Below are 16,145 nucleotides of genomic sequence, written 5' to 3'. Positions count from 1 at the left end.
TCGTTAAGAATAAAAGAAAAAGCTCCTAAAAGGAGCTCCATCCCAGGCTGCCGCGACACCATTTCATGCCCGACCCAACAGCCGTTCGGTTCTATTCTTCATCTTCAGAGAAAAGTGCAATTTCTTCATTCGGATCGTCTACATCCACGCCGCTATCAGGAACCTTCGTTGTCAGGTTGCTCGCTTCCCGGATCTTCAATTCGATTTCTCCGGCCATTTCCTTGTTTTCCTTAAGGAACTGCTTCGCGTTCTCGCGACCTTGACCAAGGCGTTCGCCGTTATATGAGTACCAGGCGCCGCTCTTGTTGACAATGTCAAGCTCTGTCCCGATATCAATAATACTGCCCTCGCGGGAAATACCTTCACCGTACATGATATCGATCTCCGCTTGTTTGAAAGGAGGAGCGACCTTATTCTTTACAACTTTAACACGAGTGCGGTTACCAACCATGTCATTGCCTTGTTTAATTGTTTCAATACGCCGAACGTCAAGACGGACCGTCGAGTAGAATTTAAGCGCGCGTCCGCCTGGAGTCGTCTCCGGATTACCGAACATAACGCCGACTTTCTCACGAAGCTGGTTAATGAAAATCGCAATAACTTTCGATTTGTTGATAGCTCCGGACAGCTTACGCAGTGCCTGAGACATCAGACGTGCTTGAAGACCCACGTGAGCATCGCCCATCTCGCCTTCAATTTCAGCTTTAGGTACCAGCGCTGCTACGGAGTCGATAACGATAATATCGACAGCTCCGCTTCGAACGAGCGCTTCAGCGATCTCAAGAGCCTGTTCACCGGTGTCCGGCTGAGAGAGCAGCAGTTCATCGATGTTGATCCCGAGCTTACTCGCATAAAGAGGGTCGAGTGCGTGCTCCGCATCAATAAAGGCTGCTTGTCCGCCGGTTCTCTGCACTTCTGCGATCGCATGCAGGGCAACGGTTGTTTTACCGGATGATTCCGGGCCATAAATTTCGATGATTCTGCCCCGAGGGAATCCCCCGGTTCCGAGTGCTATATCCAAAGCAAGCGAGCCGCTAGGTATGGTCTCCACCTGCATATGTGTTGATTCTCCGAGTTTCATGATCGAACCCTTGCCAAACTGTTTCTCAATTTGGCGTAATGCCATTTCTAATGCGGCACGACGATCTGACAAAACACTCACTTCCTTTTACTTTGATAGGTCTATCATACCTTCTTTTTGACGCGTTGCCAAGCATTTTTTCGAACATACATTCGTTTATTTTATGACACCCATTTATCCGGCCGCTAAAAAAATAAAAACCGCAGCAAAGATAAATTCTTCGCTACGGTTCTTCCGTTAACATAAGCTCATTATACTGCACAGTCCGATTGAATTCAACACTATTCTGCAATTAATCGTCTGATTTGACAAGTTTCCACAATTCATACAGCGCGCTCTTCGCGGCACGCAACTTAATCGTCTCGCGGAGCCCCGGCAGCTGCAATCGCCGTATATGAATATCGCCGTTCTTGCAGCCGACGCCGACATAGACGAGTCCGATCGGTTTACCCTCAGACATCGTGGGCCCCGCTACACCTGTAACGGATACCGCATAATCGCAGTCAGTCTTCTCCAGTAAGCCGCGAACCATAGCTTCCGCGGTTTCAGGACTAACCGCCCCAGGGGCGTCTTCCCCTTCCAGAGTCTCGACTGGTACATTCAGCATACTATGCTTAAGCTCATTGGAATAACTTACAACGCCTCCCAAGAAGACGGAGGAACGGCCGGGCACGGAAGTGATCAGATCACTGAGAAGGCCGCCTGTGCAGCTCTCGGCTGTCGTGAGTGTCTGATTGCGGGATTGCAGAGCGGCCAGCACCACCTCTTCGATAGGCACATCTTCCTGTGCATAGATGTGTTCCCCGACTCTATTCCGGATCTCTTCCTCAATCTCCGCCATTTTGCGCCAGGCTTCTTCTTCAGATTGCGCTTTGGTCGCTAAGCGGATCGTCACTTCCCCTTCTTTGGCATAGGGGGCAATCGTAGGGTCCGTCTGTTTCTCTATCAGGTCGAACAGTTTATGCTCCAGCGTCGATTCCCCTATGCCCGCAAATTTAAGCATCTTAGAGTGGAGAGGAAGCTCGTCTGTCATAATGCCGCTGAGCCAGTGCTTCGCGTAACGTTCAAACATCGGCTTCATTTCCTTTGGAGGACCCGGCAGAAGCAGATAACGCGTTTCTTCATGAACAAGCCCTAATCCGATCGCGAGGCCCGTGTCATTCGGAATCGGCTCCGCTCCTTCAATCATATTCGCCTGCCTGGAGTTGCTTTCCACCATATGCAGCCCCTGAGAATTAAAGAGTTCCTGGATTTTCACCATAGTAGCTTCTTCCAGGTACAATTTCCTGCCCGTCATATCGGCAAGAACATCCTTAGTTAGATCATCGAGCGTCGGTCCTAGACCGCCGGTCATAATGACAAGATCGGCTCGGTTACCCGCCTGCTCCAGCGCTTCACGAATACGTGCGGGATTGTCACCGACTACCGTCTGAAAATAAACATCAATGCCTAGAAGAGCGCATTCCTGCGCCAAATACTGTGCATTCGTATTCAAAATCTGTCCCAGAAGCAGTTCTGTGCCGACAGCAATAATTTCAGCCTTCATGATCCATCCTCCTCCTTCTGATTGTCAAGCAGCGCCGAAATCAACGCTTATTAGCTTTGGAGACGAAGAAAACACAGCAGCATCACTGTGTTTTTTCGGTAAAATCGATCACATGCTTGTTCTTTACGAAATAGTCAATTCCAGAGTATACCGTAATAATAGCCGCAACCCATGTTGCGATTAAATCGAACGGTACGTCAATGAAAGCAAACGGGAAGTTATTGATCAGCAGTGCAATAATGGCCGTAATCTGGGCAGCTGTCTTAGCTTTCCCCCACTTACTAGCCATGATGACCGAGCCTTCCAGCAAGGCAATTTGCCTGAGCCCTGTGACAGCCCATTCCCGGCTAATGATCACGATAACGATCCAGGCATCGACTTTATCCATCTCAACCAGAGAAACGAGAACAGCCGTAACCAGAAGTTTGTCTGCAAGAGGATCAAGCAGCTTCCCTAAATTCGTTACCTGTTTATTCTTCCGGGCTATATACCCGTCAAGGCTGTCTGTGCTCGCCGCGATAATAAAAATCAGCGCAGCAATAATCTGATTATACGTTATAGTAAACGACGAAATCTCAATGTGCGGAAACTGGACGTTAACCAGCATGAAAAACATGATGATCGGCACTAAAAATATACGTGCCAGTGTGATTTTGTTGGCCAAATTCAAGCGATAACCTCCCCTGATAAATCGAATTCCAGAGAGTGGGTGACACGAACTTTAACCACCCCTCCTATTGGAACGTTGTGTCCGGAAACGAACACCTCTCCGTCAATCTCCGGAGCATCGTACTGGGAACGTCCGATATAAATATCGTTGCGACCGTCATATCGTTCGATCAGCACGTCCACGTTCTCGCCGAGACGGCGTCCTCCGCGCAAATTGGAAATTTCACGTTGAATTTCCATCAGCGTTGCGGCCCGGAATTCTTTGACCTCGTCCGGTACCTGATCGGGCAGCCGGGAAGCCGGTGTATCTTCTTCCATGGAATATGTAAACACACCTAAACGGTCGAATTGCATGTCCTTCACAAAGGCAACCAGGTGTTCAAAATCTTCTTCACTTTCTCCGGGAAATCCGACGATAAGTGAAGTCCGCAGGGCGGCACCGGGCATTCTGCTGCGAATCTTATGAATGAGCTCCCGAGCATCTTTTTCTCTACCCGGGCGCCTCATACGCTTCAAAATGGAATCGGAGCTATGCTGCAGAGGCATATCTATGTACTCGCAAATCTTCGGATTCGAAGCAATCGTATCGATTAACTCATCCGTAAAAAATCCAGGATAGGCATAGTGGAGACGGACCCATTCTATTCCTTCCACTTCACTGACACGATTAAGGAGCTCCGGGAGCATGAACATGTCATACAGATCCGTTCCATAGTTCGTCGAATCCTGGGCAATCAGACTGATTTCCTTGACACCCTGTGCGGCAAGCTGGCGTGTCTCTGCAAGAATCGAATCGACAGATCGGCTGCGGAATTTTCCCCGCATTATCGGAATCGAACAGAAGGTACAGGCATTATCGCAACCTTCTGCAATTTTGACATAAGCGGTATAACGCGGAGTCGACACTTTACGTGGAAGAGCCTGCTCATAATTAAAGATAGGGTTACCTACATAGACCGGTTTCTTCCCTTTAAGCGCTTCATCTACGATAGTATTGATATTGTGAAAGTCCCCTGTGCCCACAATTCCGTCTATCTCTGGCATTTCCAGCATCAGTTCTTCTTTGTAGCGCTGCGTCAGACAGCCCGATACGATCAGCGCTTTCAGATTCCCTGTTCTTTTAAGATCAGCCATATCCAGAATTGTATTCACGGATTCTTCTTTTGCCGCATCAATAAATCCACACGTGTTCACAATGATTATCGTAGCTTCTTCGTTAGTCTCCACCAGGTTGTAGCCACGCTGATCGATCAAGCCGGACATGATCTCCGAATCGACCAAATTCTTCTCACAGCCAAGCGTTACTACCTTAACCTTCTCCGTCATTCCGAAACCTCCAAACGTCATAGCGAAGCTATCCTAGACAAGTATAATACATGCGGATTCGGAGTGTCAAAACAACGAAACCCCCAGTATAACCCCTGCTAGACAAGGATCACCTGGGGATTTCTTCGCTTTACCGGAAATTATCGAACTGAAGATCGATTGCCAAATCCGCTCCTCTAAGCAGCTGCATGACTTTCTGCAAATCGTCCTTACTTTTGCCTGTTACCCGTATAGAGTCGCCTTGAATCTGGCTTTTAACTTTGAGCTTGGAATCACGGATCATAATGTTAATTTTCTTGGCAATGTCTCCTTCGATTCCCTGCTTGAGCTTAACCCTTTGACGGACTGCCCCTAAGGAAGCGGGCTCGATTTTGCCGTATTCCAGGTTCTTGAGGGCAATGCCCCGCTTAGCCATTTTGCCGTGTAGAATATCTATTACATTCTGAAGTTTGAAATCATCGTCGGAAAGCAGCACTAGTTCGTCTTTCTCTAGGGTGATTTCACTTTTACTGTTCTTAAAGTCAAAGCGGGTCTCGATCTCCCGTCTAGCCTGCTGAATAGCATTGTTCAGTTCCGGCATATCTAATTTGGATACAATATCAAATGAACTCTCTGAACTCATGACTCTCGTCCTTCCCCTTACATGAAAGATTTTCTGATATAACGCGAATCGTTTATTGTAAATTGATTTTGATGTTTTTAGGATTAGACGTATCCCCTACGTTCAATTCTTGGCCGTTTACGGTGATTTTGGCCGCCATGGCAGAACCGACACGAATTTGAGCCGAGGATGTCAAAGAGAACGTTGCATCTGCACCCTGCTTAAGGGTGTCCTGCTTTTCCATTTTCTTGGCTCCGTTAACAATGGAGTCTACCCTATACCAGCACTGGGCACCGGAAGCCGTGACGACAATATCCAGTTTCCCGCCTGACGCGGTATACGTATCCAGCGATTTCTCGCTACTGACAAGCGTCAGAGATGTCGCCGGGGTCGGAGTAGGCGTTGGCGTCGGCGTAACCGTTGGTGTCGGAGCCGCAGAAGCCGTGGGCGATCCTGCATTCGGGGCTGCGGTCGCGTTAGGATCCGCTTTATCCGTTACACGGACCGGATCACTGATACTTCCTTCATTCGGCCCTTTATTGTTCATGACGACGAAATAATAAACGATCGCACCAATCAATACGACAAAAGATATGACCATGACAGTTGAAGCCCAGCGGCTCAATCTGTCCGTATTTCTGGCAGACGAGCTGCGCCTCGGTGTACGGATGGTTTCGACAGCCGGCTCTGGAGGAGCCGCGGGTATCGTTCCCTGGTACATGTTCAGCACCTCGTTAGGATCGAGACCTACCGCTTCTGCATAACTTTTAATAAACGCTCTCACATAAAAACTGCCGGGTAACACTTTATAATTGCCCTCTTCGATTGCTTCAAGATATCTGGTTCTAATCTTGGTAATCTCCTGCAAATCGTCGAGTGACATCTTCTTCTCTAATCGGGCCTGTTTCAATCTTTGACCGAGTTCCGACATGTTCTCACCTCCACAAATTCAGCGTCTTTTCAGTAGACGAATGAAACCTTAAAAGGGTTCCGTATTATAAGTAAAACTGTCATAATTGATTTCCTCATCCGGATTGTTTCTAAGCTCAATGATATAGTTGAAATCGTTGTACGTGTAATGGGATTCTTTGATAAAGATATCGGGATGTTCAATAACTTTGGTAGAAGGCATCGCCATAATTTCCTGCAGCAAGGCAAAATGCTTCTCGTTAGAGCGGATGGTAGATACGATCCCATCGATAATAAATACGTTATTATTCGACATTTCATCTTCGGACATCTGGCTTCTTACGGTCTGTCTTAACAAAGTCGATGAGACAAAAGACCAGCGTTTATTGGAGCAGACGCTCCCCGCAATAATAGACTCTGTTTTGCCTACACGAGGCATTCCCCTGAGACCGATCACCTGATTGCCTTCGCGTTTAAAAACTTCTCCGAGAAAATCAACAAGTAAACCGAGTTCATCTCGGGTAAACCGGAAGGTTTTACGGTCATCTGAATCCCTTTCGATATATCTTCCATGCCTGACGGCAAGAATATCAACTAATTTGGGAGTACGAAAAGCGGTTATTGTGATATTATCCACTTTTTTCAACATTTTACCCATTAATTCAATTTTCTCATCATCATTCGTTTGCAGAAGCATGCCCCGTGTCCGGTCTTCAACACCGTTAATCGTGACAATGTTAATATCGAGCATACCCATCAGTGAAGCGATGTCCCCCAGCAGACCCGGGCGGTTCTTATGTATTCGGTATTCCATGTACCATTCTTTGACTTCCAACAACAAACACCTCTTTTACATGGTACGAATTTTAACATTCCGAGATAATAATTCTACAACGTTTGACAAAGTCCTGCCACTTTATTTGTAGGAACAGCTTTTTTCCCAACCAAATTGTACCTGAAGGATGGAACAGGTTTCTATACCCCTCTGGCTCCTTCTTGAATCAAAACCAGCTGTCTTCGCGACCGATGCGGCGCACTTCATATCCGGCTATCGCAAGGCATGGAAAAGCCCCGCATCAAAGGGGGCTCTTTTATATCCATTCATCTATTCTACTCTTTATTGACCAATTTGACCATTAAACGCGCCATAACTTTGCGCTCACTTTCATCGCCTGCATCCCAGAGCTCTTTGAGCACGCGCTCCTCGCCGTTCTCCGGATCTACTTTATCTGCAAGAAACTCACCGATCTGGTAAGCAAGCTTGGAGATTTTCTCATCATCCAGACCGACTTTCTCAGCCTGATCCACACGCTGTGCAAGAAACTCTTTCCACTTATCGAATACGGTCAGTACAGTAGACATGGGCTTACCTCCTTTAATTGATCAAGACGTGCATCTGTAATATCTGCATCCTGACAATCAAATATTCGGAAGGTACGCCCGCCGGCTTAGGGAAATCAGGGAAATGGGATTTTTAAAAAGCAGGGATCAGATCAGGTAAGCCAGCCGCCATTGGGACTGATGATCTGGCCATTGATATAGCCTGACTCGGGCAGAGCCAGGAAGTATACGAGCGATGCGATTTCATCAGGGGCCGCAAAGCGTCCGGCTGGAATTTCGCTCGCAATCGCTTCTTTGTCAGCTGCATCGAAGCCTGACATCATATCCGTATCCACGGCTCCAGGTGCAACCGCATTAACCGTTATGCCCGATGGGGCCAGCTCTTTGGCCAGCGCTTTTGTAAAGGAATTAACCCCGCCTTTGGCGGTGGAATAAAGTACTTCGCAGGATGCCCCGGAAATTCCCCATATGGAAGACACGTTAATGATCCGGCCGTATTTCTGCCGGATCATCCGTTCCATAAACACCTGGCTGCACAGGAATGTGCCTTTGAGGTTCACAGCCATAACTTCGTCCCAATCTTCATCCGTAACGTCCGATAAGAGGCCATAATGGGATATTCCAGCATTATTGACAAGCACATCGGGCATAAAGCCCCGAGCCTCTAATTTATCGCGCATAGCTTCGATTTGTTCCCGGGACCTAAGGTCCGCACTCACTGTCATCACTTTAGCCCCGTGATTCATACAGCGGCGGGCTACCTCATTGGCTGATTCATGCGAATGCAAGTAATGAATGACCACGTTCAATCCGAGTGTAGCGAAGCGCTGGGCAATCGCGGCTCCAATGCCGCGACTGCCTCCCGTAACTAATACAGTCTGCCGGGTGAACGGCCTTACCGCACTCAAGACCGCTCGCTCCGGACGATCGATACGGCGAAGCGGCTCCAATCCAAATGTTCGCGCAGCCGCTGCTCCGCTTCTTCTTTCGTTATGGATTCATACGTCTGAAGGATGTTAAACATATCCGCACCTTTGAACAAGTATCGGGTAAATTCATTCGTAATGGCTTCAGGCGAATTAAGCATGCGGAGGAATCCGCCTATCTTCTTCCGGCGGCTTCTTTCGAATGATTCCTCGTTCAATCCTTCTTCTTTGATCCGGCTCAGCTCTTCCTTGATCCGCGCAAGAAGCAAATCGGGATCTTTCGTATCGCCGCCCATTGCGGAGAAGGCATACTCAGGTGATGAGTTATACTCATGACTGAAGCTGTCCGATATCAAGCCTTCATTATACAGTTTCTGATAGATCGGCGAGCTCGCACCCAGAACAACTTCCAGGACCAGCTTCGTAGTAAGCTCGCGTCTGAGGATCGCTTGCCCTTCCTCATTGAGCGCCTTTTCTTTAAACCCGAACAAGCACTTAGGCAAAGAAACAGGCAGTATTGTCTCTTTGCGTTCTTGGAATACAGCTTCCGGTTCACTCTCAAAATACCGGTGAATTTCACCCTGGGGTTCAAATGTTTTGGACGCTTGGTTTTTTTTAATATGCTCAATTACTTCCTCGGCCTCTACTCCTCCTGCTATGAACACGGTCATATTGCTGGGATGGTAGAACGTGTGGTAGCAATCATACAAGGTATCCTTCGTAATTTGAGAGATGGATTCGATTGTCCCCGCAATATCTATCCGCACCGGATGCTTGCTGTACAAAGCTTCAATCAGCCCGTAATAGGCCCGCCAATCCGGATTGTCGCGGTACATATTGATTTCCTGACCGATAATCCCTTTTTCCTTTTCTACATTTTCCTCTGTAAAATAAGGGTTCTGAACAAAATCGATCAAGGTCGTTATGTTCTCATAGATGCTCTCTGTTGCGGAGAAAAGGTAAACGGTTCTTTCAAAGCTGGTAAAAGCGTTCGCCGAAGCTCCGCGCGAAGCAAAGGTAGCGAAAATATCACCCGTGGGCTCCTCAAACATTTTATGCTCCAGGAAATGAGCAATGCCGTCCGGCACTCGTATTTCGGGACCGCCTTCTACCTGAAAATGATTATCAATCGAACCATAGCGAGTTGAAAATGTTGCATAGGTTTTTTGAAAACCTTCTTTGGGCAGGACATACACGTGAAGACCGTTCGGGAGCTTTTCTTCATAAATGGTTTCATTTAAATGGGGATAGGGAATGATGTTCACTTCGCTTCCTCCTTTTCATCCCGCAGAAAATAAATGGTGTCCAGGAAAACCCCAACAGCTGCCTGCTGAATCTCCGAAATATCTACACGGTTAATTTCGTCAATTAAACCTTGAACCGAACGCTCGCGTCCGGAAAGTACTGCGTTGAAGTCAAAAGCGATCTGCTCGAATGCAGAGTCATCAATTTCGCGGAGCTGATTTGAGATCATTGCCCGGGTCTGGCTAAGCTCAATATCGCTAATAACTCCCGCCTTCATATCTTCCAGTTGTTTGCGAATAATGGTGACGGCCTGCTCGTAATTCTGAACTTCAATTCCTGATTGAATCGTCAGAATTCCCTTGTGTCCATCAAGCCGGGATGAAGCGTAGTAAGCAAGACTCGCCCTTTCACGCACATTAAGAAACAGTTTGGAGTGCGGGTAACCGCCGAGAATACCGTTATACATAAGCGCTGCTGCATAGGCGTCATCCCCGTAGGTTATCGACGTGCGAAGACCCATATTCAGCTTACCTTGGCTGACCGGGAGCTTCTCCACGACCACATTCGTGTCCCCGCTTCTTCTGACAGGAGTGCTGCGACGGTAGCTAGGATTAGTTTCCCGGTCCAGACGGAACGAGTTCTTAACCATCGCTTCCACTTCAGCAAGCGTCGTATTGCCTACAACATACAGATCAATAGGAGCTTCGGCAAGCCAGTTCTGGAAGTGGGTATACAGAGATTCAGGCGAGATATCTGCAATTTCGTCCAATTGTCCTAAGGGATGCAGCCTGTACGGTTCATCCTTGCACATTTCGGCGATACATCGCTCAGCAGCGTAACGAATTTTATCATTAACGATCGATTCAATTCTTTTGTGAAGCGTCTCTTTCTCAGCATCGACATATTTAGGGAGCAGTGCATCTCCCTCCGTAACAGGCTTCGTTATAACTTCACCGAGGAAATGAAGTGCCTGTTCAAGAAGTGGTTCATCCGAAGATACGAACCGGTCATTAATGATGTCCATGCGAAATTGGACGATCTGGTAATCGCCCCTCTTGTAAATATCGAAACCGAATCCAGCTCCGTACAGATCATCCAGACGCTCCCGGAATTGTCTGGTGTCCGGATAACGATCAGTTCCTCGTCTCAGTACAAACGGAACCAGCGCAGTCGGCGTCACCTCTTCTTCGGAAAGCGGCCGGCCTATGTAAGCAGAAATCGCAAATGTTTTATATCGGTCTGTCGGCAGCACATGCAAACGTATCTGATTAAGGGTACTGCGCTCAAATTGTGGTTTTCTCAATGCTGGCATTCTCCCTTCGCAACCTTCATTGGTCTACCTTATTCGGGCATCCATCCGGCTATAACCATTATATTGCCGGGTAAACAGAAGAAGCAACCCAACGGTCACTTCCCCCATAGTGCTATTTAATTTTACAGCCATTATTTACAGAAAATATGCTTGCCGATTGTTTTCACCTGCGGTCTCGACCAAATCCATTTGGATGTCGCCGTTTCCGGATTGAAGTAATATTCACAGCCGCCGGTAGGGTCCATTCCATTAATCGCGTCTCTGACTGCTTTACGTGCCGTTTCGTTCGGTTTGAGCCAAATTTGTCCGTCGTCTACAGCTGTAAAAGCACCCGGCTGGAATATAACGCCCGAAACGGTATTAGGGAAGCTGGCGGAGTCAACCCGGTTTAAAATAACCGCCGCTACGGCAATTTGACCAATGTAAGGCTCACCACGGGCTTCGCCGTATACGGCATTTGCCATCAAGTCCAGATCCGCTTTCGAGAAACCTTTGTGACTGGTCGGAGTCAAATTGGCGCTGGATGAAGCTGCGCCTTGTCCCCCGGACTCAGGTTTGGCTTGGTTGGCTTGACCAGTTTCCGGTGCGGCAGGTTTCCAGCTTTTCGTGGCTTCCCACAGTTTCAGCTTTGTTTTGGGTCCGACGTGCCCGTCAACCTTTAATCCAAAATCGCCTTGGAACCACTTCACAGAGCGAAGCGTTCTCCAGCCGTAATCTCCATCTACCTTCCCCGTATAGAATCCGAGAAATTTAAGTCGCCCTTGCAGTTCATACACGTCGGAGCCCTTAGCTCCGTATTTGATGTTGTTCTTGCTGAACGTCTCCTCGGACGTTACATGCTGTTTAACCTGAAAGCCTGCAAACAAGGTAAGCATCACGCATACGGTAATCAAGATCAATCGTTTATTCATGCTCCATAATCAACCTTTCTCTCATGATGACTGACTGTTAGTGATTATTATGAGAAAGGAGGAAACGTTCTATACACAGAAGAAAGCCCTGCCTGTGGTCAGGCAGAGCTTTCCAATTCGCATAGTGATCAGGATGATATCCGGTTGTGCTGGTGTTGTTCCTGGGATATAAGAACTTCGCGCGGCTTACTTCCTTCGTGAGGACCGACAATACCATTAGATTCCATGGAATCGATTAGCCTTCCCGCCCGGGCGTAACCGATCCGCATACGACGCTGGAGCAGGGATGCGGATGCCTGCTTGGCATCGATGACAATTTGAACGGCCTGTTCATACAATTCGTCGCCGAATTCGTCCTGGGATTCCGGCTGCTCTTCGATCTGAGGCACCATTTCTTCCGAATAATTCGCTTCCTGCTGCGTTCTTACGAAGTTAACAACCGTCTCCACCTCTTGGTCGGACAGAAAAGCTCCCTGCACACGCACAGGCTTGGAAGCCCCTACAGGCAAGTACAGCATATCTCCCCGGCCCAGCAGTTTCTCCGCTCCTACCATGTCGAGAATTGTACGGGAATCGACTTGTGACGAGACTCCGAACGCAATACGCGATGGAATATTGGCCTTGATAACACCTGTAATGACATCGACAGACGGCCGCTGCGTTGCAATAATCAAGTGAATTCCCGCCGCCCGGGCCATCTGGGCTAACCGGCAAATGGCATCTTCCACATCATTGGCGGCTACCATCATAAGATCGGCTAACTCATCTACAATGACGACAATGTAAGGAAGAGGCGCTTCGGTGCCATGCTCGATGAGCATAGCGTTATACCCTTCTATATTTCGTGTCCCGCTTTTGGAAAACAATTCATACCGTTTTTCCATTTCGACCACGACCTTCTTGAGTGCAAGCGAAGCTCTGCGAGGGTCTGTAACAACGGGAGCCATCAAATGGGGAATACCATTGTAGACATTAAGCTCAACCATTTTGGGATCCACCATCAGAAATTTCACTTCGTTCGGTTTGGCTTTATACAGAATACTTGTGATGATGCCGTTAATACATACCGACTTACCGGAACCGGTCGCTCCGGCTACCAGCAAGTGAGGCATTTTGGCGAGATTACCGACAATCGGTTGTCCGGAGATATCTCGGCCCAGAGTAACGGATAACCGGGAACTGGCCTCCTGAAAAGCTGACGTCTCCATCACTTCCCTCATCGTCACGATGGACACCTCGGAATTCGGCACTTCAATCCCTATTGCAGATTTGCCCGGGATCGGCGCCTCCATCCTTATATCTTTTGCGGCCAGAGCAAGCGCAATATCGTCAGTCAAACTGACGATACGGCTGACCTTCACACCCACATCAGGCTGGATTTCATATCGGGTAACAGCAGGACCGCGTACAACTTCAAGCACTTTGGCTCTCACTCCGAAGCTTTCCAGCGTAGCTTCCAGCTTACGGGCGTTCGACTTATAATCGGCCATCTCGGACCCCTTGCCCGCTGCAGGCTTGGACAATAGCGTTAAAGAAGGCAGATCGTACGGAGGCAGTACAGGCGGTGTGGCGCTCGCACCGACATTTAAGTCTAACGGTTCCTCTGGACCCTCTTCTATTGACGCAGCCGTATTGCTACCGGCCGCTGGAGAAGCGGCTGAAGCACCTGCCGCCGCGGGCACAGCAGAAGAAACGGATGGAATCACCTTTTCTTCTCGCTGTACCTGCTCTTGGAAATCGCGGAACACCGTCGAAAATTCTCTATCTTGAGCAAGTGCTGTATTCTCATCTTGATCCATACTGCCTGCATCAGCCTTGTAAAGCACCTGCTCGGCAGTTTGCGGTGATGCAGCCGCACCGTTTACAGGGATGTCTTGATCATCTTCGTATCCATACCCTTCCGTTTCCTCCTTAGGCTGCTTGAGAAGCTGAAGGAACCTCGGTTTCTTGCGTTTGGATTCGGGACGATACGTTTCTTCATCAAACTCATCATCGTAAGGAATCTCTGCTTCCCTGCTGACCTTCCCTTTACTTTTGGAGCCGGAAGCTGAGACCGATCTGCTGTTTTCTCTCGCAGCCGCTCTGCGCTCTTTCTGCCAAACTTCCAGCTTTTTACCCAGCAAAGTAAAAAAACGTTTGAAACGCGCCCGTACTTTTTGCACGAAATCGACATAAGACAAATTTGTAATAAGAATCAATCCAATTGCAAACAATGCGATTTGTACGAGACTTGCACCCACCTCATCAAATAAGAAATAGAGCAGGCTATAAATCACCGCCCCGATCATGCCGCCGCCAACATCGTTAACGAGTATGTTCCCGCCTGCAGGCTGTAAGCCCTGCTTAAGCGCTTCCCAAGTCAGGGTAAGGACAGATGAGGCTGTATAGTCTTTATTAGGAAACAGCTGCGAGAATAGACGGATATGATTCATGACAAGAAGACCCGCCACAATTAACAACACCCCTGTTTTGCGGGTTGTCCATCGTGAGGGCCATGAACGCTTTACCATAACATGAAGAGCTATGTATATACAGACCAGCGGGATCAGAAAGTCCCACGTACCTATGAAAAAGCGGCAGACATAATGAAAAGCACGTCCAACATGGCCTTCCCGTGCCAGTGCAATCACCGAGAAAATCAGAATCAAAATACCATACAGCTCGTACATCAAATTTGCTTTAATCGTCTTACTTTTTTTACGGCGTTTTGCCACTCTATTCCACCTCCGATATGTCATTATACCATAGTTTCGGGAGGCGGAATACGGGCGGCAGTTCCTACACGAAAGGGAAAGCAGGCTTGCTCTCCAGCACATTTCCGGGTGCCAGACCCGGGTTCAGATAATGGCTGGGATCGGGGCTGTAAAGGCGGATAATGCGGACACGGCCTTCCTCTACCGGCTCCACCTGCATAAGCACACCCCCTACTTCAATATCGCGAAAAGCAGGCTTGTTATCCTCCCATCCTTCGTATACCAGCTCTTCCGGCACTATCGAATAGTGCGTCATGCCTTTGCTCCTCCTTTGGAAGCCTTTCGCTCTTCAATCCGGCGGTTTAACTCGGCAATAGCCTGTCCGATCCCGCCAACCTCATCGATCAAGCCATACTTTACAGCATCGGAACCGATTACGGTTGTTCCTATATCTCTTGTTAGTTCTCCCGTTTTAAACATCAGTTCTTTAAACTGTTCTTCCGATATTCGTGAATGCTTGATAACAAATCGAGTCACACGTTCCTGCATCTTCTCCAAATATTCGAACGTTTGCAATACACCGATGACAAGCCCTGTCAGACGTATCGGGTGAATCGTCATGGTTGCTGTTTCCGCAATAAAGGATTTATTGGAGCTGACCGCTATCGGAACTCCTATACTATGGCCCCCTCCAAGGACAAGCGTTACAGTCGGCTTAGATATCGTCGCAAGCATTTCTGCAATAGCAAGTCCAGCCTCCACATCCCCGCCGACCGTATTTAAGATAACAAGAATGCCTTCAATTTTGGGATTCTGCTCAGCGGCAACCAGCTGCGGGATCAAATGCTCATACTTGGTCGTTTTATTCTGTGGAGGAAGCACAATATGTCCTTCAACCTGCCCGATAATCGTCATGCAGAAAATATTTGACTCACCGGCAGGGGTACTCGTTTGTCCAAGCTGCTGTATAGTCTCCACAACTGCAAGCTTTTTTTGCTCTTCCGTGATTTGCTCTTCCGATTTGGGAGGAGGTTCAGCATTTGAAAATGATTCCTTCCGATAAGGAACCGATCCATCCGAAACGCGGTTCACAACCGAAGCTGCATAAGAAGATCCGCTCTGATGCACAGGTGCACGAGTGTTCATGTTAGGTGTGTATCCTAAGCCCATGTAGGCATGCTCCTCTTCGGTAAAACTCTGAGCTTGAGCATTTCCATTAACAGTAGAGTTCGGCTGGCTGATCAAGCTGCCGCCACCATTCCCATTCAGCATCGTCCTGTTAACGGAATTGCCCGGGATTAATGTATTAGGAGAAAACGCTGCAAGGCCTCCGGAACTATTTCGTGGATCGTACGTTAAATTATCCGTTGAACCGTAATCCTGACTCCGCCCTTCATTACCTGAACCGGAATTTGAGTGATAGATTGCACCACTCGAGTAAGAAGCGGGATTTGTGTTGTTCAGCCCGTTTACCAAGTTTCCCGTATTAGCTCTATAAGTTTGGCCGCCATTTGAATACGGATCGGAATGAAGTGAATTTCGCACCGGATTCCTATCTGTCCTGTTTGGGTTGCTGCCTTGTCTT

General features: G+C 48.2%; 15 protein-coding genes. All 15 read right to left on the bottom strand.

Features of this window, described 5'->3' with window-relative positions; translation table 11 throughout:
* Positions 1 to 91: 91 nt before the first annotated feature.
* The 15 genes from recA to AR333_RS07685 all read right to left on the bottom strand — a co-directional run bounded on the left by recA (position 92) and on the right by AR333_RS07685 (position 15,568).
* Positions 92 to 1,153, bottom strand: a complete 1,062-nt coding sequence (gene recA / locus AR333_RS07755; RefSeq protein WP_068774695.1) for a recombinase RecA — start codon at positions 1,151 to 1,153, stop codon at positions 92 to 94.
* A 220-nt stretch (positions 1,154 to 1,373) separates the two neighbouring features.
* Entirely contained in the window at positions 1,374 to 2,627 is a 1,254-nt protein-coding gene (locus AR333_RS07750; RefSeq protein WP_068774694.1) for a competence/damage-inducible protein A, read from the bottom strand.
* A gap of 82 nt (positions 2,628 to 2,709) precedes the next feature.
* A complete protein-coding gene (gene pgsA, locus AR333_RS07745) occupies positions 2,710 to 3,297 on the bottom strand; it encodes a CDP-diacylglycerol--glycerol-3-phosphate 3-phosphatidyltransferase (protein WP_068774693.1) in 588 nt (195 codons plus the stop codon).
* Entirely contained in the window at positions 3,294 to 4,622 is a 1,329-nt protein-coding gene (gene rimO, locus AR333_RS07740; protein WP_068774692.1) for a 30S ribosomal protein S12 methylthiotransferase RimO, read from the bottom strand. The genes pgsA and rimO overlap by 4 nt, the downstream gene beginning before the upstream one ends.
* A gap of 130 nt (positions 4,623 to 4,752) precedes the next feature.
* Positions 4,753 to 5,244 (bottom strand): YajQ family cyclic di-GMP-binding protein, encoded by a 492-nt coding sequence (locus AR333_RS07735; RefSeq protein ID WP_068774691.1) that lies wholly within the window; start codon positions 5,242 to 5,244, stop codon positions 4,753 to 4,755.
* Positions 5,245 to 5,296: 52 nt separating this feature from the next.
* On the bottom strand, positions 5,297 to 6,154 hold the full coding sequence (locus tag AR333_RS07730) for a RodZ domain-containing protein (RefSeq protein ID WP_068774690.1): 858 nt from the start codon (positions 6,152 to 6,154) through the stop codon (positions 5,297 to 5,299).
* Between the two features lie 48 nt (positions 6,155 to 6,202).
* Positions 6,203 to 6,967, bottom strand: a complete 765-nt coding sequence (locus AR333_RS07725) for a DUF3388 domain-containing protein (RefSeq protein WP_068774689.1) — start codon at positions 6,965 to 6,967, stop codon at positions 6,203 to 6,205.
* A 275-nt stretch (positions 6,968 to 7,242) separates the two neighbouring features.
* Entirely contained in the window at positions 7,243 to 7,494 is a 252-nt protein-coding gene (locus AR333_RS07720) for a DUF3243 domain-containing protein (RefSeq protein WP_068774688.1), read from the bottom strand.
* Positions 7,495 to 7,625: 131 nt separating this feature from the next.
* Positions 7,626 to 8,381, bottom strand: a complete 756-nt coding sequence (gene fabG / locus AR333_RS07715; RefSeq protein WP_068774687.1) for a 3-oxoacyl-ACP reductase FabG — start codon at positions 8,379 to 8,381, stop codon at positions 7,626 to 7,628.
* Positions 8,378 to 9,664 carry a pitrilysin family protein gene (locus tag AR333_RS07710; RefSeq protein ID WP_068774686.1) on the bottom strand — a complete coding sequence of 429 codons (1,287 nt, stop codon included), beginning with the start codon at positions 9,662 to 9,664 and terminating at the stop codon, positions 8,378 to 8,380. The genes fabG and AR333_RS07710 overlap by 4 nt, the downstream gene beginning before the upstream one ends.
* Entirely contained in the window at positions 9,661 to 10,956 is a 1,296-nt protein-coding gene (locus AR333_RS07705; RefSeq protein ID WP_068774685.1) for a pitrilysin family protein, read from the bottom strand. Before AR333_RS07705 ends, AR333_RS07710 begins: the two co-directional genes overlap by 4 nt.
* Positions 10,957 to 11,087: 131 nt before the next feature.
* Positions 11,088 to 11,867, bottom strand: a complete 780-nt coding sequence (gene sleB / locus AR333_RS07700; protein WP_068774684.1) for a spore cortex-lytic enzyme — start codon at positions 11,865 to 11,867, stop codon at positions 11,088 to 11,090.
* A gap of 128 nt (positions 11,868 to 11,995) precedes the next feature.
* Positions 11,996 to 14,581, bottom strand: a complete 2,586-nt coding sequence (locus AR333_RS07695) for a DNA translocase FtsK (protein WP_068774683.1) — start codon at positions 14,579 to 14,581, stop codon at positions 11,996 to 11,998.
* 64 nt (positions 14,582 to 14,645) lie between these two features.
* Positions 14,646 to 14,876: a YlzJ-like family protein gene (locus tag AR333_RS07690; protein ID WP_068774682.1), complete on the bottom strand. Its 231-nt coding sequence runs from the start codon at positions 14,874 to 14,876 to the stop codon at positions 14,646 to 14,648.
* The gene (locus AR333_RS07685) at positions 14,873 to 15,568 is read right to left on the bottom strand and encodes a ClpP family protease (protein ID WP_068775165.1); all 696 of its coding nucleotides are present in this window, start codon (positions 15,566 to 15,568) and stop codon (positions 14,873 to 14,875) included. The genes AR333_RS07690 and AR333_RS07685 overlap by 4 nt, the downstream gene beginning before the upstream one ends.
* Positions 15,569 to 16,145: the final 577 nt, after the last annotated feature.

It is taken from the genome of Paenibacillus sp. FJAT-26967 (genome assembly GCF_001541095.1).
Lineage (GTDB): Bacteria > Bacillota > Bacilli > Paenibacillales > NBRC-103111 > Paenibacillus_F.
Note: the sequence above shows the minus strand (reverse complement) of the source record. Positions and strands in the feature narration are given on the sequence as shown.